Raw genomic sequence first — 24,520 nt, 5'->3', positions numbered from 1 at the left:
GTCAGTACCTCACGCGGGGGTCGATCAGCGCGGCGATGATGTCCACGATGAAGTTGGTGACGGCGACGATGACGGCCAGCAGCACCACGATGCCCTGGACGGCGACGAAGTCGCGCGCCGTGAGGTAGTTGGCCAGCTGGAATCCGAGGCCTTTCCACTCAAAGGTTGTTTCGGTGAGCACGGCCCCGCCGAGCAGCACTGCGATCTGCAGGCCCATGACCGTGATGATGGGGATCAGCGCCGGCTTGTAGGCGTGTTTGGTGACCAGCCGATATTCGCTGACGCCGCGTGAGCGGCCAGCCTCGATGTAGTCCTTGCCGAGTGTGCCGATGACATTGGTCCGAACCAGGCGCAGGAAGACCCCGGCCGTCAGGAGGCCAAGGGCCAGCGCAGGAAGGACGGCGTGGGACATCACGTCGCTGAGGGCAGCCATGTTTCCGCTGCGCAGGGCGTCCAGCCAGTAGATGCCGGTGGGGGCTTGCAGGGCTGTGAGGGACAGTTCGGTCCTGGTCCCGGCGCGGCCGGCGACGGGCAGCCAGCCAAGCCACACGGAGAACACCAACTTGAGCAGCATGCCGGCGAAGAAGACCGGGGTTGCGTAGAACAGGATGGCCAGGATCCGGAGCACGGCGTCCGGCAGGTGATCACGACGGTGGGCGGCGATCATGCCGAGCGGAATGCCCACCACCAGGGCGACGATGATGGCGTTGATGGCCAGTTCCAGGGTGGCGGAGCCGTAGGTGGTCAGCATCTCGGTGACCTTGCGGTTGTCCGAGAGGGTGGTGCCGAAATTGCCCGTGACGAGCTGCCCCAGGTATTCGAAGTACTGCAGAAGCAGCGGCCGGTCGTAGCCGGCGGTGTGGATGCGTTCCTGCAACTGTTCCGGCGGGAGCCGGCCGCCCATGGCGGCGGTAATGGGGTCGCCGGTGATCCGCATGAGGAAGAACACCAACGTGACGAGGATGAGGATGGTTGGGAAGATCAGCAGGAAGCGGACCAGGATGTATTGGCCCAGCCCTCCCCCTGACGCTTTTTTCTTGGTCGGAAGGAGCGCGTCCGCATCACTTGGCGGCGCGTCAATCAAAGATGTCATCGGTACCTGGATTCGTGGTGACCGGGAGCCAGCATTCCCCTCGTTGCTGACTGATGACCGGCAAAAGGCGGGACACCATTGCGGCGTCCCGCCTCCGGCCCGTCAGAGCCCGATGGGGGTTGACTGCTTACTTGGACAGCACGCCAAGGCGTGTCTTGAACGAGGGGTCGAGGGTCTTCTCGACACCCTTGACGTCAGCTCCCGCCACCAGGAGCTGCGAGCCCTGCAGGAGCGGCAGGGTGGAGAGGTCCTTGGCGACTGCCGTCTGGGCATCGCCGATCAGCTTCTGGCGTTCGGTCTTGTCCGGCGTGGTCAGCTGCTTCTGGATCAGGTCCGTGACAGTCGGGTTCTCGTAGTGGTTCTTGAGGAAGTTGCCCGGGATGAAGAAGGGCGTGAGGTAGTTGTCCGCATCCGAGTAGTCCGGGAACCAGCCGAGCTGGTAAACGGGATACGCGTCAGAGGTGCGTGCCTTGGAGTACGTCACCCACTCGGTGGACTGCAGGTCCACGGTGAACAGGCCGGACTTCTCCAGCTGTTCCTTGACCATGGCGTATTCATCGCCCGAAGACTTGCCGTAGTGGTCCGGGTTGTACTGCAGCTTCACGGTTACCGGGCCACTGATCCCCGCGTCGCTGAGGACCTTCTTGGCTTTGTCGAGGCTCGGCTTGCCGCTGCCGTCCCCGTACAGGTCCTTCATGGGCTGGATTGCGCCGGGCAGTCCATCTGCCACCACGGAGTAGGCGGGAACGTAGGTTCCCTTGTAAACCTGGTCCGAGATGGCCTGCCGGTCAACAATGTCCGCCATGGCCTGGCGTACGGCCAGGGCCTTGGCGGGGTTAGCTTCGGGCGTCTTGGCGCCGAACGGCATGGTGTCGAAGTTGAAGACGATGTAGCGCAGCTCGCCACCCGGGCCCTTGTAGACCTTGACCTTGGAGTCCTTGCCGAGGTCGGCGGCATCCGTGGCGGTGATGCTTCGGCCCGCAACGTCGATGTTGCCGCCCTGGACGTCCAGCTTCAGGTTGTTGGAGTCGGCGTAGTACTTGATCACGGCGTTGTCGTTGGCCGGCTTGCCGAGCAGCCCGTTGTAGTCGGGGTTGCTCTTGAGGCTGACGAGTTCGTTCTTCTTGTAGGAATCGATGGTGTACTGGCCGGCGAAGGGCTTGGCCGCCACGATGTCTTCGTCGCTCATCACCTTGTCGGCAGGGAAGACTTCCTCATCCACGATCGGACCGGTGTTGGTGCCAAGGACGCTCGGGAAGACCTGGTCGTTGGCGGCGTTGAGGGTGAACACCACGGTGGTGTCGTCTTTGACGGCAACCGACTTGAGGTTGGACAGCAGCGACGCCGGGCCGTTGGGATCATTGATCTTGAGGACGCGGTCGTAGGAGAACTTCACGTCCGAGGCCGTCAGCGCGTGGCCGTTGGCGAACTTGAGGTTGGGCTTGAGCTTCACGGTGAACTCGGTGGGTGACGTGAAGGACGCGGACTCCGCAATGTCCGGGCTGACCTCGGCCGAACCGGGCTTGGAGTTCATCAGGAAGGGGTAGACCTGGTTCATCACCAGGAAGGAGCCTGCGTCGTAGGAACCGGCGGGATCGAGGGTGACGACCTTGTCCGTGGTTCCGAAGGTAATGGCACCGCCGCCGGCACTGCCGGTGGACGTTCCCCCGCCGCCGGAGGGCCCTGTGCAGGCAGTCAGGGCCAGGGCGGAGATGCCTGCCAGCGCGATGGCGCGGTGCAGGGCCGTTGTGCTCTTGATCATCTGTGAACTTCTTTCCGATGAGTACGCGCACGCCCGCGGTCACAGGTTGATAGCCCCAGACGCCGGCGTGCAGTGCTGATCCCTAGATTCAATCAGAGAGTCTGCCCTCGAGACGGCCATTTCTGTGAGTTGAAACACAATATTTTCTCAATAGTTACCCGGGAGTGCGACGAGGAATCGTGCAGGCCACCGGCCTTGGGCACGGCAAAGTACCGCCACGGCGGAATCGTGGCGGTACCGGGAACGGCAGGGTTACAGCGCGGCCCGCTGGAGGGACCGTGCGGCGTCGATGGTGGCCTGGCCCAGCACGCGGCTGCCCTGGTACAGCACCACGGTCTGGCCCGGGGCCACACCGCGCAGCGGAGCCTCCAGGCGGACCATCAGCTGGCTGCCGGCAGCGCCGTCCCGTGCCGGTTCCATCCAGGCAGTGGCGGGTACGGGATCCCCGTGCGCACGGACCTGGGCGTGGCAGTTGAATTCCGCCCCCGAGTCCACCTCGGAAATGGGAAGGCCCGCCCAGGAGACCTTGATGCCGCGGATCTCGTCGATGGCCAGCAGCGCTTCGGGACCCACAACCACCTTGTTTTCCTTGGGCCGGATTTCCAGGACGAAGCGCGGCTTGCCGTCGGCGGCGGGGGTGCCCAGTTTGAGTCCGCGGCGCTGACCGACCGTGAAGGCGTTGGCTCCAGGGTGCTCCCCCACCTTGGCCCCGGACTCGTCCACGATGTCACCTGTGGTCATCTCGATTTTCTCGGCGAGCCAGCCGGCGGTGTCGCCGTCGGGAATGAAGCAGATGTCGTGGCTGTCAGGCTTGTTGGCAACCGACAACCCCCGGCGCTCAGCTTCCGCACGGACCTCGGCCTTGGAGGGCGTGTCGGCCAGGGGGAACATCGAGTGCTTGAGCTGCTCGTGGGTAAGGACGCCCAGCACGTAGCTCTGGTCCTTCGCCCAGTCGGCTGCGCGGTGGAGTTCCCGGTTGCCGTCAGCGTCCTCGATCACCTTGGCGTAGTGGCCGGTGCAGACGGCGTCGAAGCCCAGGGCGATGGCCTTTTCGAGAAGCGCTGCGAACTTGATCCGTTCGTTGCACCGCATGCACGGGTTGGGGGTACGGCCGGCGGCGTATTCGTCGATAAAGTCCTGGACGACGTCTTCCTTGAAACGCTCGGAGAAATCCCAGACGTAGTAGGGAATACCCAGGACGTCGCAGGCACGCCAGGCGTCCCGGGAGTCTTCGATGGTGCAACAGCCCCGGCTGCCGGTGCGGAGGGTTCCGGGCATGCGGGACAGGGCAAGGTGGACGCCGACGACGTCGTGCCCGGCCTCGACCGCGCGGGCGGCGGCAACGGCGGAATCAACTCCGCCGCTCATGGCTGCTAGTACTCGCATGCTGGCTTTCTGTTGGGGGATGCTGGCTTACCGGGGCCCGGGCGGCAAGGCCGGGCGGCGGAAACGATCTTCGCCTATCCATTCTACGGACCCGCGCAAATCGCCCCGAGCCGCCGGGATCTGACCCGGCAAACCCGCCCAAGGCATCAGGGCCCCCGAGGGATCAGCTGCCGTGCAGCCCCTGCCGCGCCACGGTACCTGCGGTTTGGATGGTGGACTCGTGCCCGGCCATTCCGGCCTGGCGTGCACGCGCATAGGCCTCGGGCAATGCGGCAAGCAGGGCATCGACATCGGCCTCGGTGGAGGTGTGTCCCAGGCTGAACCGCTGGGCACCCCGCGCGGTTTCCTCGTCCAGGCCCATGGCCAGCAGCACATGGGAGGGCCGCGGGACACCCGCGGTGCAGGCAGAACCGGTGGACGATTCGATGCCCGCCAGGTCCAGGAGGAACAGCAGCGAATCTCCCTCGCAGCCAGGGAAGGTGAAATGCGCGTTGCCGGGCAGCCGGCCGTCACCAGACGCGCCACGGAGTACGGCCTCGGGAATCCGTTCGCGGACGCCGTCCACAAGGCGGTCACGCAGGGCAGCGATCCGTGCAGCTTCCCCGTCGCGCGCGTCGGCAGTGGCTTCCGCAGCGGCGGCGAAGGCCGCGATGGACGCCGTGTCCAGCGTCCCGGAGCGCACGTCGCGTTCCTGGCCGCCGCCGTGCTGCACCGGCGTCAAGGTGACCGAGCGGCCCAGCAGGAGCGCGCCCACTCCGACAGGGCCGCCGATCTTGTGGCCGGAAATGGACATTGCGTCGAGGCCGGATTCCTTGAAGTCCACGGGAAGGGAACCGAATGCCTGGACGGCGTCGGAGTGGACGGGCACGCCGGCCGCGTGGGCCAGCTCCACGATGCGGTGGACGGGCTGGATGGTGCCTACTTCGTTGTTGGCCCACATCACGGTCACCAGGGCCACGCTGCCGGGGTCGCGCGCCAGCTCCGCCTCCAGGATGACGGGATCCACCACGCCCTCGCTGTCCACGGGCAGCCAGGTAACGGCCGCGCCCTCGTGGCGCTCAAGCCATTCGACGGTGTCCAGCACCGCGTGATGCTCGACGGCGGAGCAAAGGATGCGGCGCCGCCTGGGGTCCTCTGCCACGCGGGACCAGTACAAGCCCTTCACGGCGAGGTTGTCCGATTCGGTGCCGCCGGAGGTGAAGATCACTTCTGACGGGTGTGCCCCGACGGCGGCGGCAATGGTCTCGCGCGCGTCTTCCACGGCGCGCCGGGCACGGCGGCCGGAACCGTGCAACGACGAAGGGTTTCCGGTACGTGCCAGCTCACGCGTCAGTGCGGTGAGGGCCGCACCGGTGAGCGGCGTGGTGGCGGCGTGGTCGAGGTAGGCGGGCACCGTCCAATTCTAGCGCCCGCTGCCGCGGCAGCCCCGGCCCGGGGAGCCAGCCCGGGCACCGCTCAGGACGCGCGGGTGATCCTCGCGCAGCAGTGGCCGGGAAGGTCCACCGACGCCACGCGGTCCCCGGGCTCGCCGCATCCGGCCGCCGCTCCCCGCAGGAATGCGCCGTTCATGTCGCACACGACGGACGCGTGCTGGTTGGAAAGGCGGTGGAAGGGGCAGTTGGGCAGCAGGTAGCCGCCATCGCCGTCGTCCTGGGGCCGGTAGCCGGCCTGGGCCAGGAAATCCCCCATGCTCCCGGCCGCTTCCGCCAGCTCGCAGCCCTTCCGGATGGCAGCTGCGCGCAACGCCTCACCCACCGGTCCACTGCCGGCCTCGGACGCTTCGATGGCGGCCGCCATCAACTCGCCGGCCAGGTCATAGTTGCGGTCCGGTACCGTCGCTCCCACTTCCCCTGCCGCCCGCCGGTACATCTTGGCCGGCCGGCCGGAACCCGGGCCGGCCTTTCCAGGCGCCTTGTGGAACTCGACAGCCAGCAGGCCGTCCTGGACCAGCCTGTCCAGGTGGAACGAGACCGTGCTCCGCGCCAGGCCAACGGATTCGGCCACTTCGTCCCGGCCCACCGGCCGCGGGGAGGCCGCGACCAGCTCGAAAAGCTGCAGCCGCTTGGCGTCCGCCAACGAGGCAACGGCGGCAATCCTGCCGGCCCAGGGAAGTCGATACACGGTCCCACCAATCCATAGTCAAGATCTCTTGATTATAGAACATCAGGTTTCTAAAATTGGCATACCTACTTTTAGAAGGAGCACGTCATGAAACCAGCATCGGCAGTGCGCGCACACCCTGCACCGGCCACTGAGCCGGCCACGCGGCAGGCCTTCCTGCTGCTGCGCACTGTCTTCACGGTCGCCCCGGTCCTGTTCGGCCTGGACAAGTTCACGAACATCCTCACCGACTGGACCGTCTATCTGGCACCCCAGGCGACTGCCCTGGTGCCTCTGGCCCCACGAACCTTCATGGACGTGGTGGGCGTGGTGGAGATCATTGCGGGGATCGCGGTGGCAGTCCGCCCCCGCTTCGGCTCACTCCTGGTGGCCGCCTGGCTCGCCGGGATCATCGTCAACCTGCTCCTCCTTGGAAGCTTCTACGACGTGGCCCTGCGCGACTTCGGACTCCTGGTGGGTGCGCTCGCCCTCAACCGACTGTCGGCCGGGAACCGCCAGGCTCAGGCCGACGGCGGCACCAAGGGCAGGTAGCGCGACACATCCTTCCGGGCGGCAGCGAGCGTTCCCGGATCCGGGCAGGAGACGGAGATGTAGGCTGACGACCCCGCAGTGCCGAAGACCCTGGCAAGAACCGCAGTCGACTTTCCGCCGTGCGCGGCAGGTTCCAGCACGAGGACCTCGACACTCTTGCCGGGCTCTTCGACGCTTCCGCCCCACTGCAACGATTCCGTTGTCAAATACGAGGGCTGGATGGTGGCGTCCAGGTACTGGAACAGGGCCACCGTGGACTCCCGGTCGTCCCCCCGGACCAGCGGGCCCTGCCCGGTACTGACCCGGGCCGCAACCACGCAGCCGTCAGCCTTGGCGTATTGGCTCGCACCGGATACGTCCTCAGTGACCTGCTTCCACCCCGGTGCACGTTTCAGCTCGTCAGAGATCCCTACCGGAACGCCCGGGGCCAGGGTGCCCCCGGCCGCAAAAGGCAGGTCCCGGGCTGCCACTGCCGCAGCGTCGTGGCCGGGGGTGATCGTCGGGGTGGACAGGACCGGCGTGCCTGGCGGCGTTTCCGGGGCAGCGGGGTCACGGACATCCACGCTGCAGCCGGCCAGCAGCACAGCCCCCAGCCCCGCCACCGCCAGCGGCGCCCCCAGGTGCCATGCCCGGCCCGCCGGCCGGGCCGTCGTCGCAAAATCCATCTCCACCCCGCATCCCCTCCAGCCGGTGTTCGGCCGTGCATCCACGAGTCTAAACTCCGGCCGCAGGGAACCCGGGCACCCCGGACGCTCGTTGACAGTGAAGGCCGGCAATCCGCGCTGGCTAGACTGGGCGGGCACTTCGCTTTCCCCGTGGCGCTTGAAGAACAGGACGATTGCTTGACCGAGAGCAGCAGCTCCCACTACCAGGTCCTCCGTGTGGCCGTCACAGCCACTGAGAAAGAGATCAAGGCGGCGTACCGGCGCGCAGCCAGGTCTGCCCACCCGGACCACGGGGGTGATGCCGCAACGTTCCGCAGGGTCACCGCTGCCTACGAGACGCTGATTGATCCGCAGCGCCGTAAGGCCTACGACCGCTCCTACGGGGCGGGCACCGCTCCGACCGATGCCGGCGCCCACTTCGACGCTCCGGCGGCAGGGAGCCGGGCGTCCGCCACAGTCCGCCGGCCGGGCGGCGGGCGGAACACCGCCGGGGATCCTCCCATTTACGTTCCGCCGTACGGAGGGAGCGGCGACGTCCCCCTGATTCCGTTGGAGCAGGCCCGCCAGCAGGTCCATGGGATGCCCCGGAAGAGGGGAATCTTCGGCGCCGAGGCCCGGATACAGCGTGAAATGCGCACAGTGCAGCTTCTCTCCCGCCAGGTGCTCACGGCCATCCCCGCGGCCCGGCTCATCAACGGCCTGCAATCGCCGGCGGACAACAGCCACATTGACCACGCCGTGCTGTCCGGCTACCGCCTCGCGTTGGTCAACTCGATGCTCCTGCCCAAGGGCGCCTATGCCTGGGACGGCCGCACCCTCAATCACGGGGGGCGTGCCGTGGCGCCCCCGCAGCTAGCCCAGGTGGTGTGGGCCATGCAGGACATCTTCCCGGAACTGAACGTCACGGGGTGGACCGTGGTGTTCAGCCCGGACGGCAACCTCCATGAGCCCGTGATCGACCACCACCGCCGCCCGGCAGGGCCCGTGGAAACGGTCCAAATCGTTAACGCGGCCGGCCTGGTGCGCGGCCTGAAGGAGTTCCTTGCCGCAGGACCGGCACCCAACACTGTGAACGTGCCGGTCCTGGCCAGGCTGCTGCGCGGCATGCACTGACGGCGGTTGGCTAGGATGGGGAGGTGTTCCGCATCCTCTTCCATGCCCCAGAAATTCCCGGCAATACCGGCAACGCCATCCGCCTCGCAGCCATTACCGGGGCCGAACTGCACCTCGTGGAACCCCTGGGCTTCGACTTCTCCGATGCCAAACTGCGCCGCGCAGGCCTGGACTACCACGACCTCGCCGTCGTGACAGTCCACCGGAGCATCGACGACGCCTGGGAACACCTCAAGCCGGAGCGGGTCTACGCCTTCACCGCGGACGGTACAACCAGCTACACCGACATCCCGTACCAGCCGGGCGACATCCTGATGTTCGGCCGCGAATCCGTGGGCCTGCCGGCGGAGCTGAAGACCGACCCGCACGTGACCGCAACAGTCCGCCTCCCCATGCTCCCGGCGCTGCGCTCCCTCAACCTCGCCAATGCCGCCTCGATAGCCGTCTACGAAGCGTGGCGCCAACAGGGCTTCGCCGGCGCCAAGCTCTAGCACCCCGCCCACCGGGGACACCCGGGGCAGGACTCTTTTTGCGTCCGTCCCATCCACCTGCCGCACGGCTTCGAATGCCTTTTGAAACACATTCGAGCGGAGCAAGGAGCGGCAGGTGACATTACTGGAGGCGCATTCCAGGCGCGAACACCGCAACAGCAGCGGGACTGCCCGGGAATCTCCCGCCGGAGACTTATGCTTGGGAGTGATGGAAACTCCCAACGCGCCGAATCCCGAAGGCTCCGCCGCGGTGACTGATCCCCCAGCCGACATCAGCCAGCGGCTGTCAACTCTGCTGGCCGCTGTTGCCCGCGGGGATCAGGCCGCTTTTGCCGAGTTCTACCAACTCACGTCCCGCCGGGTTTTCGGCATGGCACGCCGGGTCCTGATCGATCCCGAACTCAGTGAAGACACTACGCAGGAAGTCTTCCTGCAGGTGTGGCAGAACGCGGCCAAGTTCGATCCGCAGGCCGGGAGCCCGCTGTCCTGGCTCATGACCATCTCGCATCGGCGGGCGGTGGACAAGGTACGGTCCACGCAGTCCTCCACGGACCGGGAGGCGAAATACGGGGCCAGCACCCAGGACATCGACCACGACAGCGTCTCCGATGAGGTCGGAAGCCGGCTCGAGGCCGAGGCTGTGGTGCGCTGCTTGGAGACGCTGACCGAAACACAGCAGGAGTCCGTGCGCCTGGCCTACTATGGCGGGCTGACCTACCGGGAAGTCGCCGAACGGCTGAATGCCGCTGTTCCCACCATCAAGTCCCGCATCCGCGATGGACTGATCCGCTTGAAGACCTGCTTGGGGGTGAGTTGAATTGAACGAAATGGACAACAGCCGCAACGACCGTTCGCGTGCCTTTGGCGACACCGTCGCCATGGACCTTGCGGCAGGCCGTGCCATCGACCTCGCCGAACTCTACGCCCTTGACGCGGTCACGGAGCAGGAACGCGACGCCATTGACCACTACATATCCACCGCACCGGAGACCGAGCGCCTGGTCTTCCTGGAGCGTGTCCGCCAGTCCCGGGAGACGCTGGCCCGCACCTTCCGCGTGGAGGAGGAGCCGCCGTCGGACTTGTTCGAACGCATCGTGGCCCAGCTTCCCGTGGGCAGCGGGCGCACCGGTTCTGAAGTGGCGCCCCCGGCCGGAGGCGCGGCACAACCGGCAGAACCAACCGACGAGCTCGCCGAGGCCCGCAAGCGCAGGGCGGAGCGCCGCCCGTCCGGCACCAGGCGCTGGCTGGTGGGCGTAGCAGCCGCGGCAGCGATTGCCCTGGGCGGCGTGGGAGTTGGCGCCTACCTGGCCGACCAGAATGACCCCGTCAACCAGGTCGTGCGTGCCGGGGACCTCCGCGAGGCTTCCGTCAACGTTCAAGGCGGCGGCAAGGCGACGGTTCTGATCTCCGCGTCCGAGGATGCCGCCGTGGTGAAAATGAGCGGCGTTCCCGCTCCGCCGGCGGGCAAGGTCTACCAGATGTGGCTCATTCCCAAGGACGGCTCCGCCCCGGTGTCGCAGGGCCTGATGGACGAACAGGCACTCTCCAAGCCTGCCGTGGTCCAGGGCATCCATTCGGCTGCTTCGCTGGGCATCACCGTTGAACCGGCCGGTGGTTCGAAGGCGCCCACGCTGCCAACGGTTGCGGCGGCCCCACTCGGCGCCTGACCCGGCATCCGGCGCCCAACACCAAGGCGCCCCGCTCCCATGATGGGAACGGGGCGCTTCTTGCGTCCTAGAAGCCGGCGATGGTGCCCGGCCCGTTGACCGCCACCACGTGGAAAGCCTCGGCACTGCGCCCGCGCGGCATTCCTGCCCGTGCGGCGTTGGTGCGCATGCCCTGGCGCACGGTGGCTTCCATGGCCTCCACATCCGGGTGCTGGCTCACGTGGACATGGATGGCGGCGAGTTTCGCATCCACCTGGTCGGTGACATCGACGAAGTGGTTTTCCCGCTCCTCCGGTCCCGCATAAAGCCAGAGCCACGGCAGCTTGTACGCTTCCAGCCCAGCTTCCGCCAGCTCGGGGTACGCGAACGGGTTCTCCAGTGCCGGGTACACGGCCCGGGTCACCGCCTCCCCCACTGCCAGGTGGTCCGGGTGGCTCTTCTGGATCCGCTGCCAGTTCCGTTCAGGATGCATGGCAAGGACGACGTCGGGGCGGACTTCGCGGATCAGCCGCACCACGCCCTTCATCACCTCGTGGGAGGCCTCAAGGTAGCCGTCACGCTGATGGAGGTAGTGGATGTCAGTGACCCCCACCAGCTCCGCTGCCCGGCGCTGTTCGGCGTCGCGCATCGCGATGATGTCCGCGCGGTGGGCAGGATCGAAACCGCCGGCATCGCCGTCGGTCATGATGCAGTAGCTCACCTCCACCCCCGCAGCCGTCCACGCGGCGATGGTTCCCGCTGCGCCGAAGTCGATGTCGTCGGGGTGCGCCGCAAAACAGAGCACCCGCCCAACCCGGTGTATTTCCGGGTTGAACGGGCTCCCTGCCTGCTCGCTGGAAGCAGTCAACGGATCAGCCTTTTCGTTTCTTGATCTCAGCCGCGGCTTGGGGCAGGACGTCGAAGACGTCCCCGATGATGCCGAAGTCGGCAATCTCGAAGACCGGGGATTCGGCATCCTTATTCACGGCGACGATGACCTTGGACGTCTGCATGCCGGCTTTCTGCTGGATGGCGCCTGAGATGCCTGCCGAGATGTACAGCTGGGGGGAAACGGTCTTGCCGGTCTGCCCCACCTGTGCGTCGTGGCTGATCCATCCGGCGTCGGTGGCTGCACGGGAAGCTCCTACGGCGGCACCGAGGGCATCGGCCAGCTCCTCGACGGGACCGAAGTCGCCGTCCATCCCGCGGCCGCCGGCAACGACGATCCGGGCGTCCGTGAGGTCCGGGCGGCCGCTGGCCACCTTCTGCTCGCGGGCAGTGATGCGGGCAGCGCTGGCGACGGCGGGCACCTCCACGGTTGCCGTTTCGGGCGTGGTGGGTGCGGGCGCGGGTTCCGGTACCACGTTGTTGGCCTTGAGCGTGAGTACGGAAACGGCCGTCGTGGCCCTGCAGGAGGTGTTGTACGAGCCGGCGAGGACCGATTTGTGCGCGGTGCCGTCCGGGTCTACGGCGACGACGTCGGTGATGACGCCGGCGTTAAGCCTGATGCCCAGCCGCGCCGCGATCTCCTTGCCTTCCGGAGAGTTGTCCAGCAGCACGATCCCGGCGCCGGCTGCCTCTGCCGCTGCGGCCAGGTAGGCTGCCTTGGGCGCGACGAGGAAGTCGCCCAGGTCCTGGGCCGATGGGTGCAGGACGGTGCCCACACCGTATTCCGCGAAGGTGGCCGCGACGTCGTCGGAAAGGTCTCCGTTGACCGCGACGGCGCTCTCCCCCAGGGAACGTGCCAGGGTCAGCAGCTCCAGGCTGCTCTTCTTGAGCGAAGCTCCGGGGTTGTCGATGAATACGAGTACTTTTGCCATGTCGTTGTCCCCTTAAAGCAGCTTCTGGGCGGCCAGGAAGTCAACCAGCTTGATGCCGGCGTCGCCCTCGTCGGTGATGATGGTGCCGGCGGTCCTCGGCGGCCGCTCTTCGGCGCTGGTGACGGTGGTCCAGGACCCGGCAAAGCCGACCTGGGCCGGGTCCACGCCGATGTCGGCCAGGGAGAGCGTGGTGATGCTCTTGCGCTTGGCCGCGATGATGCCCTTGAAGTTGGGGTACCGGGGCTCGTTGATCTGGTCCGTGACGGACACGACCGCGGGCAGCGCTGCTTCCACGGTTTCCGACGACGTGTCGGCATCGCGCCGGGCGGTGAGCCGGCCGCCGTCGACCTCCAGCGAGGAAGCGAAGGTCACCTGCGGCAGCCCGAGCCGCTCTGCCAGCTGGGCCGGGACCAGCGAGGTCTCGCCGTCGGTGGACGCCATCCCGGTGAGGACCAGGTCCACGCCGCCCAAGTGCCGGACGGCCGCCGCGAGCGCCAGGGAGGTTGCGGCCGCGTCCGAGCCCGCGAGCGCGTCGTCCGTGAGGTGGACGCCTTCGGTGGCGCCCATCTGCAGCGACTTCTTCACGGCGTTGACGGCGCCGGCAGGACCCATGCTCAGGGCGATGACCTGGTTGCCGGCCTTGCTTCCGCCTCGGGCCTCGGCAAGCTGCAGGGCAGCTTCCAGGGCGTATTCGTCGAGCTCGGACAGGATGCTCTCGTTGCGGTCCGCGGTGTTGCCCTCGCCACCCAGGTGACGGTCGAACTGGGCGTCCGGTACATGTTTGACCAGGACTACGATCTTCAATGTCTCTTCCACTGTGGTTACAGCAGCCTTCCATGCTTGTGGACAGCCAGCCGGGTAGGTCATGGCCGCGGAATGCCCGGCAGGCGGGTAGCTCCTAGCTAACCATATCGACGCGTCCGGGCGCCCTCTTCCGTTAACGCCTGTGTCAAGTTTTCCTTTGCGCCGGACAAGCCGACGGCGGCGCCCCCGGGGTGGGGACGCCGCCGTCGTGATGGCGTAGGCCTATCAGCTGGCTGCCGCGCCGAGCGTGACGTCGAACGTCTGCTCCTTGCCGCCGCGCTGGACCGTGATCTTGACCGTGGAACCTGCCGGCTGCTCGCGGACCGCCGCGGTCAGCTGGTTCGGTTCACCGATGCTGAGGTCGTTGAACTTGGTGATCACGTCGCCCACCTTGATCCCGGCCTTTCCCGCCGGCGAACTGGCGTCAACCGTGGCGACGTCGGCGCCTACCGAGAACTCCGAGTTTGCACCGGAAGTGGTCTTCGCCTTGACGCTGACACCGAGCTGGCCATGGGAGGCCTTGCCGTTGTCTATGATCTCCTGGGCCACGCGCTTGGCGTTGTTGATGGGGATGCTGAACCCGACGCCGATGTTGCCGCTCTGGGACGTCGAGGTGCCGGAGCCCGCGGAGGCGATGGCCACGTTCACGCCGATGATCTCACCCTTGCTGTTGACCAGCGCGCCGCCGGAGTTGCCGGGGTTGATAGCGGCATCGGTCTGGATGACGTTGATGGCGATGGATCCCTGGTTCGAGCTTTGCTGGCTTTGCCCGCCGCCCGGAGGCGCGAACTGGAAGCCCTGGTCACCGCCCTGGCTGTTGTCACCACCCTGCGGGGCTGCCGACGATGCCACGCTGATGGTCCGGTTCAGCGTGGACACAATGCCGTCCGTCACCGTCCCGGTCAGCCCAAGCGGTGAACCGATGGCGATTGCGGTGTCACCCACGTTGAGCTTGGAGGAATCCCCCAGGGTGGCAGGGGTGAGGCTTGAGGTGTCGTCCACCTTGATCACCGCGAGGTCAGACAGGGGGTCCGTGCCAACCAGCTTCGCGGGAAGGACCTTCCCGTCGCTGGTGCGGATTTCAAGGGTGGCGTTGGCCGTCTGGCCGTCCAGCGTGACCACGTGGGTGTTGGTCAGGATGTGTCCCTGGTCGTCAAGGACGATGCCCGAACCGGTGCCGCCGGAGCTGCCGCTGGTGGCACTGATGGTAACCACACTCGGGGAAGCCTTCACCGCGGCGGCCGTAATGGCGTTGACGTCGTCCTTGTTGTTCACGATGACAGTTCCCGGCTGGTTGCTGCCGCCCACCGACGAGGTGCTGGAGCCGGCGTTTCCAAACAGTTCACCTGCACCCACCGTTGCCACGCCGCCGCCCACAAGGCCTGCGGCGAGGATGCTGGCGATAAGGGTGCCGATACCGAAGGTCGCTTTCCGGCGCGGAGCATCCTTCGGATTGGGCGCCAGGCCGACACTTCCGTGCTGCATACCGGGCCCCTGGCCTTGGCCGGGCTGGCCGTTCTGCTGCTGGCCGTAGTATCCGGACTGGCCATAGAAGGGCTGCCGCTGCGGGTATACGGGGCGGGGAGCGCCCGGGAGCTCCTGGGTGTGGTCCTGCGGCTGGTCCAGCCGTTCCGTGGGGTTGTGCTGCTGGTCAGCTGCGCCGTAGCGACCCTGCTCCTGGCCGGCGCTGCCCCCGTCCCCGGACTGAGGTGCCGCCGGGCCGGCTCCGGGCTGCTGCGGGTCCTGCTGCTGCCAGGGGTTCCGGCTGCCCGCGTTGCCCTCCGGGACCGGTCCTGGCGTGTGATTCTCAGTCATGGGACTTCCTTTCATCCTTGTCTGCCATTAACTATGACCGTTCCCGCTGGAACAAGCTCGGATGTTTGCTGAAAGCTTCCTGAACGTCATGGCGTTCCCGTAAACCCCCGCCGTGCGTTTCGCTGGCGGCATATTTGGCCGCATGGACTGGCTGTGGGGTGCACCATAGAATCAAGATGAATTGCCACAGCGACCTGCGGCTTCACACCAAGCGTGGGGGCGCTGCTGGATTCGACGACTGATTCGTCCCGAGTCGGTGTCAGGCGTGCTGAAGGGTTGCACATGCGGTCAAAGATCAAACGTTTCCTCGCCGTGATCGGCCTTGCCGGGCTGCTCGCGGTTCCCGCCGGCGCGGCCTGGGCCGAAGACCCGGTAACCATTCCCTCCGGGACCAACATTGTTGACAATGCCAACGTCCTGGGCAACCGGAAGGGCGAAGTCCAGGACGCCATCCAGAAGCTGCTGAAAGACCACAAGTACAACCTGTACGTGGTCACGGTGAAGACCTTCACCAACCCGACCGATCCGGCCCAGTGGACGCAGAAAGTAGCTGAGCTGAGGACCATGGGCAGGGCCGACGCCGTCCTGGCAATTGCTGTTGACGACGGCAAGTTCGATTTCGTCACGAATTCGAGCAGCCCCATCCGGTCCAAGCAGGCCAACATCAGCCAGAACGCGGTCACCGCCAACCTGGCCGGGGGCAAGAAGGACTACGCGCAGGCTGCCATCGACACGGCCTCAGCGATCGGCGACGCCGCCAATGGCGGCAACGGCAATGTGTCCTCCGGTGACGGTGCGGGCGCCGCGGTCCTGGTTGGCGCCGGCGTCGTAGTGGCAGGAGGCGGTGCCTACCTGTACTACCGGAACCGCCGGAAGAAGGCTGCATCCCAGGCCTCCACTGGCAGCTACGGTCCCCAGGGTGCCGAACTGGACCCACTGGCCTCACTGAGCGTGGAGGAACTCCGCCGCAAGAGCGGCTCCCTCCTGATCGAGGCAGATGACGCCATCAAGTCCAGCGAACAGGAACTCGGCTTCGCCCAGGCGCAGTACGGCGACTCCGCCGTGGGAAACTTCACCAAAGCGCTGGAGGAAGCCAAAGCCCACATGGGCGAGTCCTTCAAATTGCAGCAGCAGCTCGACGACCACATTCCCGACACCGAGGAACAGCAGCGCACCTGGCTGGGCGAGATTATCCGCCGGTCCGAGGCCGCCCTGGCCTCCCTGCAGGAGCAGAAGGCGGACTTCGACTCGCTGCGTGAGCTGGAAAAGAACGCGCCCCAGGCCCTCGCTGCCGTCAACGCCGGAGCCCGGGAAGCGGACGCCAAGATTGCCACTGCCGAGCAGTCACTTGCCGCGATGCGGTCCAAGTACGCGGACAGCGCGCTGACTCAGGTTTCGGACAACATCGTCCAGGCCAAGGAGCGGCTGGCTTTCGTGCAGAACGCCTCGGCAACCGCGCAGCAGAAGCTGGACGGGGGCGAGCAAAGCCTCGCTGCCGTGGCAGTCCGCGCAGCCGAGGAGAGCCTGCACCAAACCAACGTCCTCCTGGACGCCATCTCCAAGCTGTCCGCCAGCCTCGATGAGGCCCGCAACAGCGTGGAAACGGCGGTGGTGGACACGGCGCAGGACCTGGCGCAGGCGAAGGCCATGATCCAGGCCGGAACCCACGCCGAACTGGCGGGGCCCGTGGCTGCGGTGGAAGCGGCCCTCGCCCAGGTGAAGAACGAAATCCAGGCCGGGAAGATCGATCCTGTCGCCACCCTGCAACGTGTCGAAAGCGCGCACCAGACCCTGGACCAGGCCTTGACCGGCATCCGGGACCAGCAGGAACAGGCCCGGCGCGCCCAGGCGTCCCTGCAGCAAACCATCATGTCCGCGCAAGCCCAAATCAGCGCAACCTCCGACTACATCACCGCGCGGCGCGGCGGGGTCGGGACCGAGGCGCGGACCCGACTGGCCGAATCCCAGCGCAACCTCGACTACGCCCTGTCCATCGCACGGACAGATCCGGTGACGGCCCTGACCTATGCCCAGCAGGCCCATGCCCTGGCGGCGCAGGCGGCACAACTGGCCCAGGCAGACGTCGACCACTTCGACGGCTACGCCAACCAGGGCTTCGGCCGGGGCGGCATGTTTGGCGGCGGCGGGGGCGGCGGCCTGGGCGGTGCCATCCTTGGTGGCATCCTGATCAACTCCATCCTGAACGGCGGCCACGGCGGCTGGGGCGGCGGTGGCGGCTGGGGCGGAGATTCCGGCGGCGGGGGTGGCTGGGGCGGAGACTCCGGCGGCTTCGGCGGCGGCGATTTTGGCGGCGGCGACTCCGGCAGTTTCTAGACCCTCCGCCGGCACACACCGGAGCAATCCGGCCGGCGGACAGCAGCAGTACACCACTGTGCACCGGTTCCAGTGGGTCAACACAGAGCAGGACGAAAGGCAAACACCATGGTTAAGCAGTCCATTTTCGGCCGGATCGCGCAGTTGGCAAAGGCGAATATCAACTCTTTGCTGGACAACGCCGAAGATCCGCAGAAGATGCTGGACCAAATGGTCCGCGACTACACGAACAACATTGCAGAGGCCGAATCCGCTGTGGCCCAGACCATCGGCAACCTCCGGATGCTCGAGGACGACTACAACGAGGACATCAAGAACGCCCAGGACTGGGGCAACAAGGCCCTTGCCGCCTCCCGCAAGGCTGACGAATTCCGGGCCGCCGGCGATGTCGCCGATGCCGAGAAGTTCGACAACCTGGCCAAGGTGGCCCTGCAGCGACAGATGGCGGCTGAGAGTGAAGCCAAAGGCGCTGAGCCGAGCATCGCCTCCCAGCGCGAAATCGTGGACAAGCTCAAGGTGGGCCTGGACCAGATGAAGAACAAGCTCAACCAGCTGACCAGCAAGCGCAACGAACTCGTCGCCAGGTCCAAGACCGCCGCCGCCCAGTCGCAGGTGCACGACGCCATCAAGAGCATCGACATCATGGACCCCACCAGCGAAGTTGGCCGCTTCGAAGAGAAGATCCGCCGTGAGGAGGCCAAGGTACGCGGGCAGGAAGAACTGGCCGCGTCCAGCCTCGATGCGCAGTTCAACCAGCTGGAGGACCTGGGAGAGCAGACGGAGATCGAAGCCAGGCTGGCGGCGCTGAAGTCCGGAGGCAAGCCTGCCCTCGGCGCCGGGAGCCAGGCAGCAACGTCCGGATCCACTGTGGACGAGGCCGACTTCGACAAGCTCTGACCTGCTGCATATCCGCAGCGTGGAACAAGGCAGTGGCCGGGACCGGTGTCCCGGCCATTGTCGTGCCTCCAGTGTGTAGCGTGGTGCTATGGCATCCACTGAAGAAACGTCCCTGGTATGGCTGCGCGACGACCTGCGCCTGGACGACAACCCGGCGCTGGACGCCGCGGCCGGCCTGGGCGGTCCCATGACGGTGGTCTATATCCTCGACGAGGAGTCCGAAGGAATACGCCCGCTCGGTGGAGCTGCCCGCTGGTGGCTGCACCATTCCCTGGCGGCGCTGGCAGCGGACCTGGAAAAGAAAGGTTCCAGGCTGGTACTGCGCCGCGGTCCCGCGGCCGGCATCATCCAGGAACTGGCTGCCCGGACCAAGGCGTCGCACCTCTTTTGGAACCGGCGGTACGGCCTGCCCGAGCGGACCATTGACGCCGGGCTCAAGGACTGGGCGGGAAGCAACGGCATCGAAGCCGCCAGCTTCCAGGCCAACCTCCTCTTCGAGCCCTGGACCATTACCACGGGCGCGGGTGGCCCGTACAAGGTCTACTCCCCCTTCTGGCGGGCCTGCCTGGCCGCGGCGGACATCCGGGACCCCCTGGAAGCACAGGACACGTTGCCCGGACCTGCTCCCTCCGGCCGCGGACTGCCCGCCTCCGACACGCTCAGCAGCTGGGCGCTCCTGCCCACGTCTCCCGACTGGAGCGGCGGCCTGGCGGAGGCCTGGGAACCCGGCGAAAAGGGTGCAGCACACCGCTTGGAGGAGTTCCTGGACGGCCCCATCGAGGAATACGGCACGGGCAGGAACCTCCCCGGCACCGACGGCACCAGCAGGCTGTCACCCTACCTGCGTTTCGGCGAGGTCAGCCCGTTCCGCGTGTGGCGGGAGATCCGCCGCCGCCACCCCCGCAAAGTCCCTGCCGACGTCGGAATATTCCGCTCGGAACTGGGCTGGCGCGAGTTCAACTGGCATCTGCTGTTCCACAACCCGGACCTGGCCACCCAAAACTTCCGGCCGGCGTTCGACAGGTTTCAGTGGGGTTCGCCGGGGAAACGGGAACTTGCGGCGTGGCAGCAAGGCAAGACGGGCTATCCCCTGGTGGACGCCGGCATGCGGCAGCTGTGGCAGACGGGCTGGATGCACAACCGGGTCCGGATGGCGGCCGCATCCTTCCTGGTCAAGAACCTCCTGACCGATTGGCGGGTGGGCGAGGAATGGTTCTGGGACACCCTGGTGGACGCGGACGCCGCCAACAACCCGGCCAATTGGCAGTGGGTGGCGGGTTCCGGCGCCGATGCCTCACCGTACTACCGGATCTTCAATCCCGTCACGCAGAGCAAGAAATTCGACGCCGCGGGGAGGTACCTGCGCGAGTTCATCCCGGAACTTTCGGAGCTGGACGGCAAAGCCATCCACGAACCCTGGAAGTCAGGGGTCCAAGGCTACCCGGAACCGCTCGTAGACTTGCCGGAATCGCGGGAGCGGGCGCTGAACACCTACCAGCAGCTCAAAGACTCCGAGGCTAGCGGCTGACCTTGCCCATAAGGGACGCGATGGGGCGCAGGAAGATCGGACGCGCCAGGAACCAGGCAGCCACCATGACCGCCACGGACGCAAGGAAAACCCAGAAACCAAACCAGCCGTCGTCGTCGCTGAGGCCGTACATGTGGTTCAGGTTCCGCAGGGCGCCGGTGGCGAGCACCAGGAAGACGTGGACAACGATGAAGGCGACGAAGTAGATCATCACGGGGAAGTGCACGGCACGCGCCCATTCAATCGGGTAGGCCTTGTTGAGCCCGGCCGCCTTCTTTGGCCACGCGGAGGACATCCGCAGGCCGGTGATGAACGCCAGCGGGGCGGCAATGAAGACGGTGACGAAGTAGGCCAGGAGTTGCAGCGCGTTGTAGTTGATCCAGCCGTCTTCCGTGGGCCAGTCCAGCGACGCGTATTGCAGCGCGGCCGAGAGTGCATTGGGAACCACATCCCAGCTCGTGGGGACAATCCGCATCCACTGGCCGGTGGCGAACAGCAGGACAGCGAAGACCAGCCCGTTCAGGATCCACAGGGTGTCAAGCGTCAGGTGGAACCAGAGCTCCAGGCTGATCTTGGTGGGCGCGTTCCTGGTGCGGATCAAGCCCTTGTTGTTGCGGGTCCAATGCCCGCTGGGGCGGGTGGTGGTCCGTACCTGCCACCCGGTGCGGATGATCAGGAGCAGGAAGAAAGCGTTCAGGAAATGCTGCCAGGCGAGCCAGGCCGGGAACCCTACAGGGGCGGCGGCAGGCAGTTCAGAGTGGCCCGGGTAATCGGCCACGAACGATGCAACGGCCGGCAGTCCCATTAGCAGCCTGGCGGCCAGCACTGCCAGGACCAGCACCACGAGGACGGCGGGAACCGCCCAGTAGAGCCGGGACCGCTTACCCGTCGCGGTGCCGGGCTTCTTCGTGGGTGTGGCCATCGAACAACATACCTCTCAAGAATGGCGTATGGCTGCCCACGGATCGTGGGGTCCTCGAAAGAGAATACTAGGAACTGTGCGCATCCAGGCAAAAAGAAGGCCCCGCCGGCGTAACTGCCGGCGGGGCCTTCATGAGTTGCGGGGACAGGATTTGAACCTGTGACCTCTGGGTTATGAGCCCAGCGAGCTACCGAACTGCTCCACCCCGCGTCGCTTGATCAACACTACCCTACTTTTGCAGCCGTCCCGACCACCTCGAGTACCAACGGGACACCTCGCCCGAAGGGCTTGCGGCCACTTCGCGGGCAAAGCAAAAGGCCCGAACATTGTTCCCAATGTCCGGGCCTTTTTCCAGTTGCGGGGACAGGATTTGAACCTGTGACCTCTGGGTTATGAGCCCAGCGAGCTACCGAACTGCTCCACCCCGCGTCGCAAGAACTACTTTACCGGGAGGTGAACCGGAGGCCAAATCGGGGAGGCGTGACGTCCGTTACGCCGGCCCGGCACCCGCGCCCGTGGAGGCTTGGATGCCGGGCCGCCGTCGTCGGACTAGCGGCTCGCTGACGGGGACGGCGTCGCCGACGGTGAGCCGGAGGCTGCCGGTGCCGGCGTCGCCTCCGGAGCCGTGACCGGAATCTTGGCTTCGGCGTCCATTGCCTTCTTCAGGGCGGCGGACACCTTCTTCTGCGCGTCGCCGTAGGCGGCGAAGTCGCCGGCCGCCAATGCCGCCTGGCCCGCCTGGATGGCCGAGTTGGCATCATCCAGGGCCGCCTTCAACTGGGCCTTCGCATCAGCTTCCGCCGGCGTCGAAGGCGCTGCCGGGCCGGCCGGCGTCTGCCCGTTGTTGGCCGAGTCGCCGGCAGCTGCACCCGAATCGCCTCCGAAGAGCTGCTTCAGGGCTGCGTCCAGCGTGGGCGCGAAGCCAACCTTGTCACCGAAGGCCACCAATACGCGCTGCAGGGTCGGGTAGGAGGTCTCGCCGGTCGACTTGAGGTAGACCGGCTGGACGTAAAGGATGCCGCCGCCCACGGGCAGGGTGAGCAGGTTGCCGTTCAGTACATCCGAGGCGCCCTGCCGCAACAGGTTGAGGGCCTGCGACACAGTGGGGTCCGAGTTGAACTTGTTCTGCGCCTGCCCGGGACCGGGGACCTGGGTCTCCGGCGGAATCTGCAGCAGCCGCAGCTTGCCGTAGCCGTCGGCCTTCACGCCCGCCTGGTTGCCGGCGTCCGAGTCGGCGGCCAGGAAGCCATAAAGGACGTTCCGCGCGTTTCCATTGACAATCTGGGGAATGAACGACGACGTCAGCTGGAACGCCGGCTTCTGCTGGTCGGGCATCTGCAGGGACATGTAGAACGGGGGCTGCTTGACATCCGTACTCACCGTGGGGTCGGCCGGAGTGCTCCACACGTCGTTGTTCTTGTAGAAGCTGGTGGGATCCGTCACGTGGTACTGCCCCAGGAGCTCACGCTGGACCTTGAAGAGGTCCTCCGGGTAGCGGACGTGGCTCATGAGCGCACCGGACATCTCCGAGTACGGCTTCAGCGAGGACGGGAAGACCTTCTGCCAGGCCTTGAGGACGGGGTCTGTATCGTCCCAGGCATACAGGGTCACCGAGCCGTCATAGGCGTCCACCGTGGCCTTGACCGAGTTCCGGATGTAGTTCACCGTGCTGTTGGGCAGCGCCACGGCGCGGCCGGAACTGGTCTGGGAGTCAGCCGTCGCATCGGAGAGCTGCTTCTGCTGCGAGTAGGGGTAGTACTGGCTGGTGGTGTAGGCATCCACGATCCACTTGACCCGGCCATCCACCAGCGCCGGGTAGGATCCGCCGTCCACCGTCAGGTACGGGGCCACCTTCTGGACACGTTCGCGGGGGTTCCGGTCATACAGGATTTGCGACTCGGAGTTCACGCCGTCCGAGAGCAGCAGGTCCGAGGACTGGAACTTGATGGCGTACAGGACCTTATTGAAGAAGGAGCCGACGTTCGGGCCGCCGTTGCCCTTGAAGGTGTACTGGGTTTCGCCTTCCCCTTCCTTGCCGGAGGGGCGGTCCTGTTCGCGCGGTTGGGCGCCGTCAGGTGCGCCCACGATCGAGTATTCCGGGGAGGACTCGCCGAAGTAGATCCGCGGCTCATACGTGGAATCACTGCCGAGGACGCCGGTTGAAGGGATGCCGGACTGCAGGAACTCAGGTTTGCCGTCCACCGTGAACTTGTTCCCCTTCGCGGCCACAACGCCATAGCCGTGCGTATACACCACGTGCTGGTTCAGCCAGCCCTGCTGGTTGGTCTGCACGTTGGTGGGGTTCAGCTCGCGTACCGCGATCACGGTGTCCTGGATCTTGCCGTCCACCTCGTAGCGGTCCACGTTCAGGGCCTTGGGGAACTGGTAGTACGGGCGGTACTGTTCCAGCTGCGAGAAGGCGTCCGAGATCAGGTTGGGGTCCAGGAGACGGATGTTGGCGGTGGTCTGGGCATCAGGTGCCAGTGCACCGGTGCTGGCCGTGTTGGTGGCGTCGTAGCGGGTTTCCTGGATGCCGTCCAGGCCGTACGCCTTGCGGGTGTTGTCGATATTCCGCTGGATGTACTGGCTTTCAAGCGTCTGCTCGGACGGACGCACCTGGAACTGCTGGATCACCCACGGGTAGACGCCGCCGGCCAGGATGGACGTAATAATCAGCATGGCCGTGCCGATCACCGGCAGGCGCCAGCGGCCGATGACGGCAGCAACGATGAACAGGACTGCCACCAGGGCGGCCGCGACGGCGAGGATGGCCTTGGTGGGGATGACGGCGTTGACATCGGTGTACAGGGCACCGGCCCAGCGGCCGCCGTTGTTCTGCACGGACGAGAAGCGGTCCAGCCAGAAATTGACGCCCAGGAGCACCAGGAAGGCCGCACCCGTGACGGCGATATGGATTTGCGCCGCACGGCTGGTGAAAACGCCGCGCTCCATGAGCCGGATGCTGCCGTACAGGTAGTGGGTCAGGATCCCCGCGATGCCGGCAATGACCACAACGCTGATGAGGAACCCGGTCACGAACCCCAGGAACGGCAGGGTCATCAGGTAGAAGCTGATGTCCATGTTGAACTGCGGGTCGGTTTGCCCGAAACCCACCTGGTTGAAGAACAGCAGCACCTTCTGCCACTGGCTCGCCGCGGCGCTGCCCGCAAACAGGCCGAACAGGACCGGAAGTCCCACCATGACAATCCGGCGGACCGGCTCAAGCTGGGCCTGGTACCTGTTGAGGTTGTCCCGCACCTCGGAGTCCGGCGCGTACACCGGCCGGGCGTTGTAGGCGATCCGGATCGCGAAGAAGACTGCGGCGAACATCAGGGCGAAGCCGGCCACGAACGTGGCGATCTTGGCCAGGTTCTCCGTGATGAAGACCTCGACGAAGCCCAGCTGCCGGTACCAGAGGACGTCGGTCCAGACGTTGGCGAAGAAAATGAAGCCCACAACCACCAGGGCGACAACGATCAGGGTGGGCGTCAGGGCGCCGCGACGTGAAGGGGGTCTGCCTGTGGGCATGGTGCTGGCGGGACGGGACAAACTGGGTACCTCATAGCTGGTCGTCAGAATATTCGAAGCGTGC

20 protein-coding genes and 2 tRNA genes are annotated in these 24,520 nt (G+C 66.2%); 8 read left to right on the top strand and 14 right to left on the bottom strand.

Annotated features, from left to right (window positions below; all coding sequences use genetic code 11):
* Position 1: 1 nt before the first annotated feature.
* The 5 genes from QRM95_RS17855 to QRM95_RS17835 all read right to left on the bottom strand — a co-directional run bounded on the left by QRM95_RS17855 (position 2) and on the right by QRM95_RS17835 (position 6,362).
* Entirely contained in the window at positions 2-1,093 is a 1,092-nt protein-coding gene (locus QRM95_RS17855; RefSeq protein WP_285248797.1) for an ABC transporter permease, read from the bottom strand.
* Positions 1,094-1,220: 127 nt separating this feature from the next.
* Positions 1,221-2,855: an ABC transporter substrate-binding protein gene (locus QRM95_RS17850; RefSeq protein WP_285248796.1), complete on the bottom strand. Its 1,635-nt coding sequence runs from the start codon at positions 2,853-2,855 to the stop codon at positions 1,221-1,223.
* A 252-nt stretch (positions 2,856-3,107) separates the two neighbouring features.
* Positions 3,108-4,241: a tRNA 2-thiouridine(34) synthase MnmA gene (gene mnmA, locus QRM95_RS17845; protein WP_133830982.1), complete on the bottom strand. Its 1,134-nt coding sequence runs from the start codon at positions 4,239-4,241 to the stop codon at positions 3,108-3,110.
* 163 nt (positions 4,242-4,404) lie between these two features.
* Positions 4,405-5,634: a cysteine desulfurase family protein gene (locus tag QRM95_RS17840; RefSeq protein ID WP_285248795.1), complete on the bottom strand. Its 1,230-nt coding sequence runs from the start codon at positions 5,632-5,634 to the stop codon at positions 4,405-4,407.
* Between the two features lie 62 nt (positions 5,635-5,696).
* The gene (locus tag QRM95_RS17835; RefSeq protein WP_285248794.1) at positions 5,697-6,362 is read right to left on the bottom strand and encodes a helix-turn-helix transcriptional regulator; all 666 of its coding nucleotides are present in this window, start codon (positions 6,360-6,362) and stop codon (positions 5,697-5,699) included.
* A gap of 87 nt (positions 6,363-6,449) precedes the next feature.
* Here QRM95_RS17835 and QRM95_RS17830 point away from each other — a divergent pair, with 87 nt between their 5' ends.
* Positions 6,450-6,893 (top strand): hypothetical protein, encoded by a 444-nt coding sequence (locus QRM95_RS17830; RefSeq protein ID WP_285248793.1) that lies wholly within the window; start codon positions 6,450-6,452, stop codon positions 6,891-6,893.
* Here the strand turns inward: QRM95_RS17830 and QRM95_RS17825 are convergent.
* A complete protein-coding gene (locus QRM95_RS17825) occupies positions 6,863-7,558 on the bottom strand; it encodes a hypothetical protein (RefSeq protein ID WP_285248882.1) in 696 nt (231 codons plus the stop codon). The two genes, QRM95_RS17830 and QRM95_RS17825, sit on opposite strands and share 31 nt — an antisense overlap.
* A gap of 177 nt (positions 7,559-7,735) precedes the next feature.
* Here QRM95_RS17825 and QRM95_RS17820 point away from each other — a divergent pair, with 177 nt between their 5' ends.
* The 4 genes from QRM95_RS17820 (at position 7,736) to QRM95_RS17805 (ending at position 10,829) form a co-directional block, all read left to right on the top strand.
* Positions 7,736-8,671: a DnaJ domain-containing protein gene (locus QRM95_RS17820; RefSeq protein ID WP_285248792.1), complete on the top strand. Its 936-nt coding sequence runs from the start codon at positions 7,736-7,738 to the stop codon at positions 8,669-8,671.
* Positions 8,672-8,694: 23 nt separating this feature from the next.
* Positions 8,695-9,162 carry a tRNA (cytidine(34)-2'-O)-methyltransferase gene (locus tag QRM95_RS17815; RefSeq protein ID WP_285248791.1) on the top strand — a complete coding sequence of 156 codons (468 nt, stop codon included), beginning with the start codon at positions 8,695-8,697 and terminating at the stop codon, positions 9,160-9,162.
* Between the two features lie 208 nt (positions 9,163-9,370).
* Positions 9,371-9,979 (top strand): sigma-70 family RNA polymerase sigma factor, encoded by a 609-nt coding sequence (locus QRM95_RS17810; RefSeq protein ID WP_285248790.1) that lies wholly within the window; start codon positions 9,371-9,373, stop codon positions 9,977-9,979.
* 10 nt (positions 9,980-9,989) lie between these two features.
* Positions 9,990-10,829, top strand: coding sequence for an anti-sigma factor (locus QRM95_RS17805; RefSeq protein WP_285248789.1), 840 nt, complete (start codon positions 9,990-9,992; stop codon positions 10,827-10,829).
* A 67-nt stretch (positions 10,830-10,896) separates the two neighbouring features.
* On the opposite strand, the gene QRM95_RS17800 is transcribed toward QRM95_RS17805, so the two are convergent.
* From QRM95_RS17800 to QRM95_RS17785, 4 genes are all read right to left on the bottom strand, one after another.
* Positions 10,897-11,676 (bottom strand): PIG-L deacetylase family protein, encoded by a 780-nt coding sequence (locus QRM95_RS17800; RefSeq protein ID WP_285248788.1) that lies wholly within the window; start codon positions 11,674-11,676, stop codon positions 10,897-10,899.
* Between the two features lie 4 nt (positions 11,677-11,680).
* Positions 11,681-12,628 (bottom strand): electron transfer flavoprotein subunit alpha/FixB family protein, encoded by a 948-nt coding sequence (locus QRM95_RS17795; protein WP_285248787.1) that lies wholly within the window; start codon positions 12,626-12,628, stop codon positions 11,681-11,683.
* Positions 12,629-12,640: 12 nt separating this feature from the next.
* Positions 12,641-13,432, bottom strand: a complete 792-nt coding sequence (locus QRM95_RS17790) for an electron transfer flavoprotein subunit beta/FixA family protein (RefSeq protein WP_285248786.1) — start codon at positions 13,430-13,432, stop codon at positions 12,641-12,643.
* 225 nt (positions 13,433-13,657) lie between these two features.
* Positions 13,658-15,247 (bottom strand): S1C family serine protease, encoded by a 1,590-nt coding sequence (locus QRM95_RS17785; protein WP_285248785.1) that lies wholly within the window; start codon positions 15,245-15,247, stop codon positions 13,658-13,660.
* Positions 15,248-15,529: 282 nt separating this feature from the next.
* On the opposite strand from QRM95_RS17785, the gene QRM95_RS17780 reads away from it, so the two are divergent.
* The 3 genes from QRM95_RS17780 to QRM95_RS17770 all read left to right on the top strand — a co-directional run bounded on the left by QRM95_RS17780 (position 15,530) and on the right by QRM95_RS17770 (position 20,006).
* Positions 15,530-17,581, top strand: coding sequence for a TPM domain-containing protein (locus QRM95_RS17780; RefSeq protein WP_285248784.1), 2,052 nt, complete (start codon positions 15,530-15,532; stop codon positions 17,579-17,581).
* 108 nt (positions 17,582-17,689) lie between these two features.
* A complete protein-coding gene (locus QRM95_RS17775; protein ID WP_285248783.1) occupies positions 17,690-18,478 on the top strand; it encodes a PspA/IM30 family protein in 789 nt (262 codons plus the stop codon).
* An 88-nt stretch (positions 18,479-18,566) separates the two neighbouring features.
* Positions 18,567-20,006: a cryptochrome/photolyase family protein gene (locus QRM95_RS17770; protein WP_285248782.1), complete on the top strand. Its 1,440-nt coding sequence runs from the start codon at positions 18,567-18,569 to the stop codon at positions 20,004-20,006.
* Here the strand turns inward: QRM95_RS17770 and QRM95_RS17765 are convergent.
* The 4 genes from QRM95_RS17765 to QRM95_RS17750 all read right to left on the bottom strand — a co-directional run bounded on the left by QRM95_RS17765 (position 19,996) and on the right by QRM95_RS17750 (position 24,456).
* Positions 19,996-20,928: a cytochrome b/b6 domain-containing protein gene (locus tag QRM95_RS17765; RefSeq protein WP_285248781.1), complete on the bottom strand. Its 933-nt coding sequence runs from the start codon at positions 20,926-20,928 to the stop codon at positions 19,996-19,998. The genes QRM95_RS17770 and QRM95_RS17765 overlap by 11 nt on opposite strands.
* 136 nt (positions 20,929-21,064) lie before the next feature.
* A tRNA-Met gene (locus tag QRM95_RS17760) sits at positions 21,065-21,138 on the bottom strand.
* Between the two features lie 145 nt (positions 21,139-21,283).
* Positions 21,284-21,357, bottom strand: a tRNA-Met gene (locus tag QRM95_RS17755).
* Positions 21,358-21,477: 120 nt separating this feature from the next.
* The gene (locus QRM95_RS17750; RefSeq protein ID WP_285248780.1) at positions 21,478-24,456 is read right to left on the bottom strand and encodes a UPF0182 family membrane protein; all 2,979 of its coding nucleotides are present in this window, start codon (positions 24,454-24,456) and stop codon (positions 21,478-21,480) included.
* Between the last annotated feature and the right edge of the window lie 64 nt (positions 24,457-24,520).

The organism is Pseudarthrobacter sp. efr-133-R2A-89, assembly GCF_030209315.1.
GTDB lineage: Bacteria > Actinomycetota > Actinomycetes > Actinomycetales > Micrococcaceae > Arthrobacter.
This window is presented reverse-complemented; position numbering and strand designations above follow the sequence as displayed.

What these genes read in the sequence shown, in the direction of transcription:
- QRM95_RS17775 (WP_285248783.1), top strand. Translation starts at nt 17,690, where the DNA reads ATGGTTAAGCAGTCCATTTTCGGCCGGATCGCGCAGTTGGCAAAGGCG.
- QRM95_RS17780 (WP_285248784.1), top strand. Translation starts at nt 15,530, where the DNA reads ATGCGGTCAAAGATCAAACGTTTCCTCGCCGTGATCGGCCTTGCCGGG.
- QRM95_RS17770 (WP_285248782.1), top strand. Translation starts at nt 18,567, where the DNA reads ATGGCATCCACTGAAGAAACGTCCCTGGTATGGCTGCGCGACGACCTG.
- QRM95_RS17785 (WP_285248785.1), bottom strand. Translation starts at nt 15,247, where the DNA reads ATGACTGAGAATCACACGCCAGGACCGGTCCCGGAGGGCAACGCGGGC.
- QRM95_RS17750 (WP_285248780.1), bottom strand. Translation starts at nt 24,456, where the DNA reads ATGCCCACAGGCAGACCCCCTTCACGTCGCGGCGCCCTGACGCCCACC.
- QRM95_RS17825 (WP_285248882.1), bottom strand. Translation starts at nt 7,558, where the DNA reads ATGGATTTTGCGACGACGGCCCGGCCGGCGGGCCGGGCATGGCACCTG.
- QRM95_RS17850 (WP_285248796.1), bottom strand. Translation starts at nt 2,855, where the DNA reads ATGATCAAGAGCACAACGGCCCTGCACCGCGCCATCGCGCTGGCAGGC.
- QRM95_RS17855 (WP_285248797.1), bottom strand. Translation starts at nt 1,093, where the DNA reads ATGACATCTTTGATTGACGCGCCGCCAAGTGATGCGGACGCGCTCCTT.
- QRM95_RS17830 (WP_285248793.1), top strand. Translation starts at nt 6,450, where the DNA reads ATGAAACCAGCATCGGCAGTGCGCGCACACCCTGCACCGGCCACTGAG.
- QRM95_RS17765 (WP_285248781.1), bottom strand. Translation starts at nt 20,928, where the DNA reads ATGGCCACACCCACGAAGAAGCCCGGCACCGCGACGGGTAAGCGGTCC.
- QRM95_RS17805 (WP_285248789.1), top strand. Translation starts at nt 9,990, where the DNA reads ATGGACAACAGCCGCAACGACCGTTCGCGTGCCTTTGGCGACACCGTC.
- QRM95_RS17795 (WP_285248787.1), bottom strand. Translation starts at nt 12,628, where the DNA reads ATGGCAAAAGTACTCGTATTCATCGACAACCCCGGAGCTTCGCTCAAG.
- mnmA (WP_133830982.1), bottom strand. Translation starts at nt 4,241, where the DNA reads ATGCGAGTACTAGCAGCCATGAGCGGCGGAGTTGATTCCGCCGTTGCC.
- QRM95_RS17810 (WP_285248790.1), top strand. Translation starts at nt 9,371, where the DNA reads ATGGAAACTCCCAACGCGCCGAATCCCGAAGGCTCCGCCGCGGTGACT.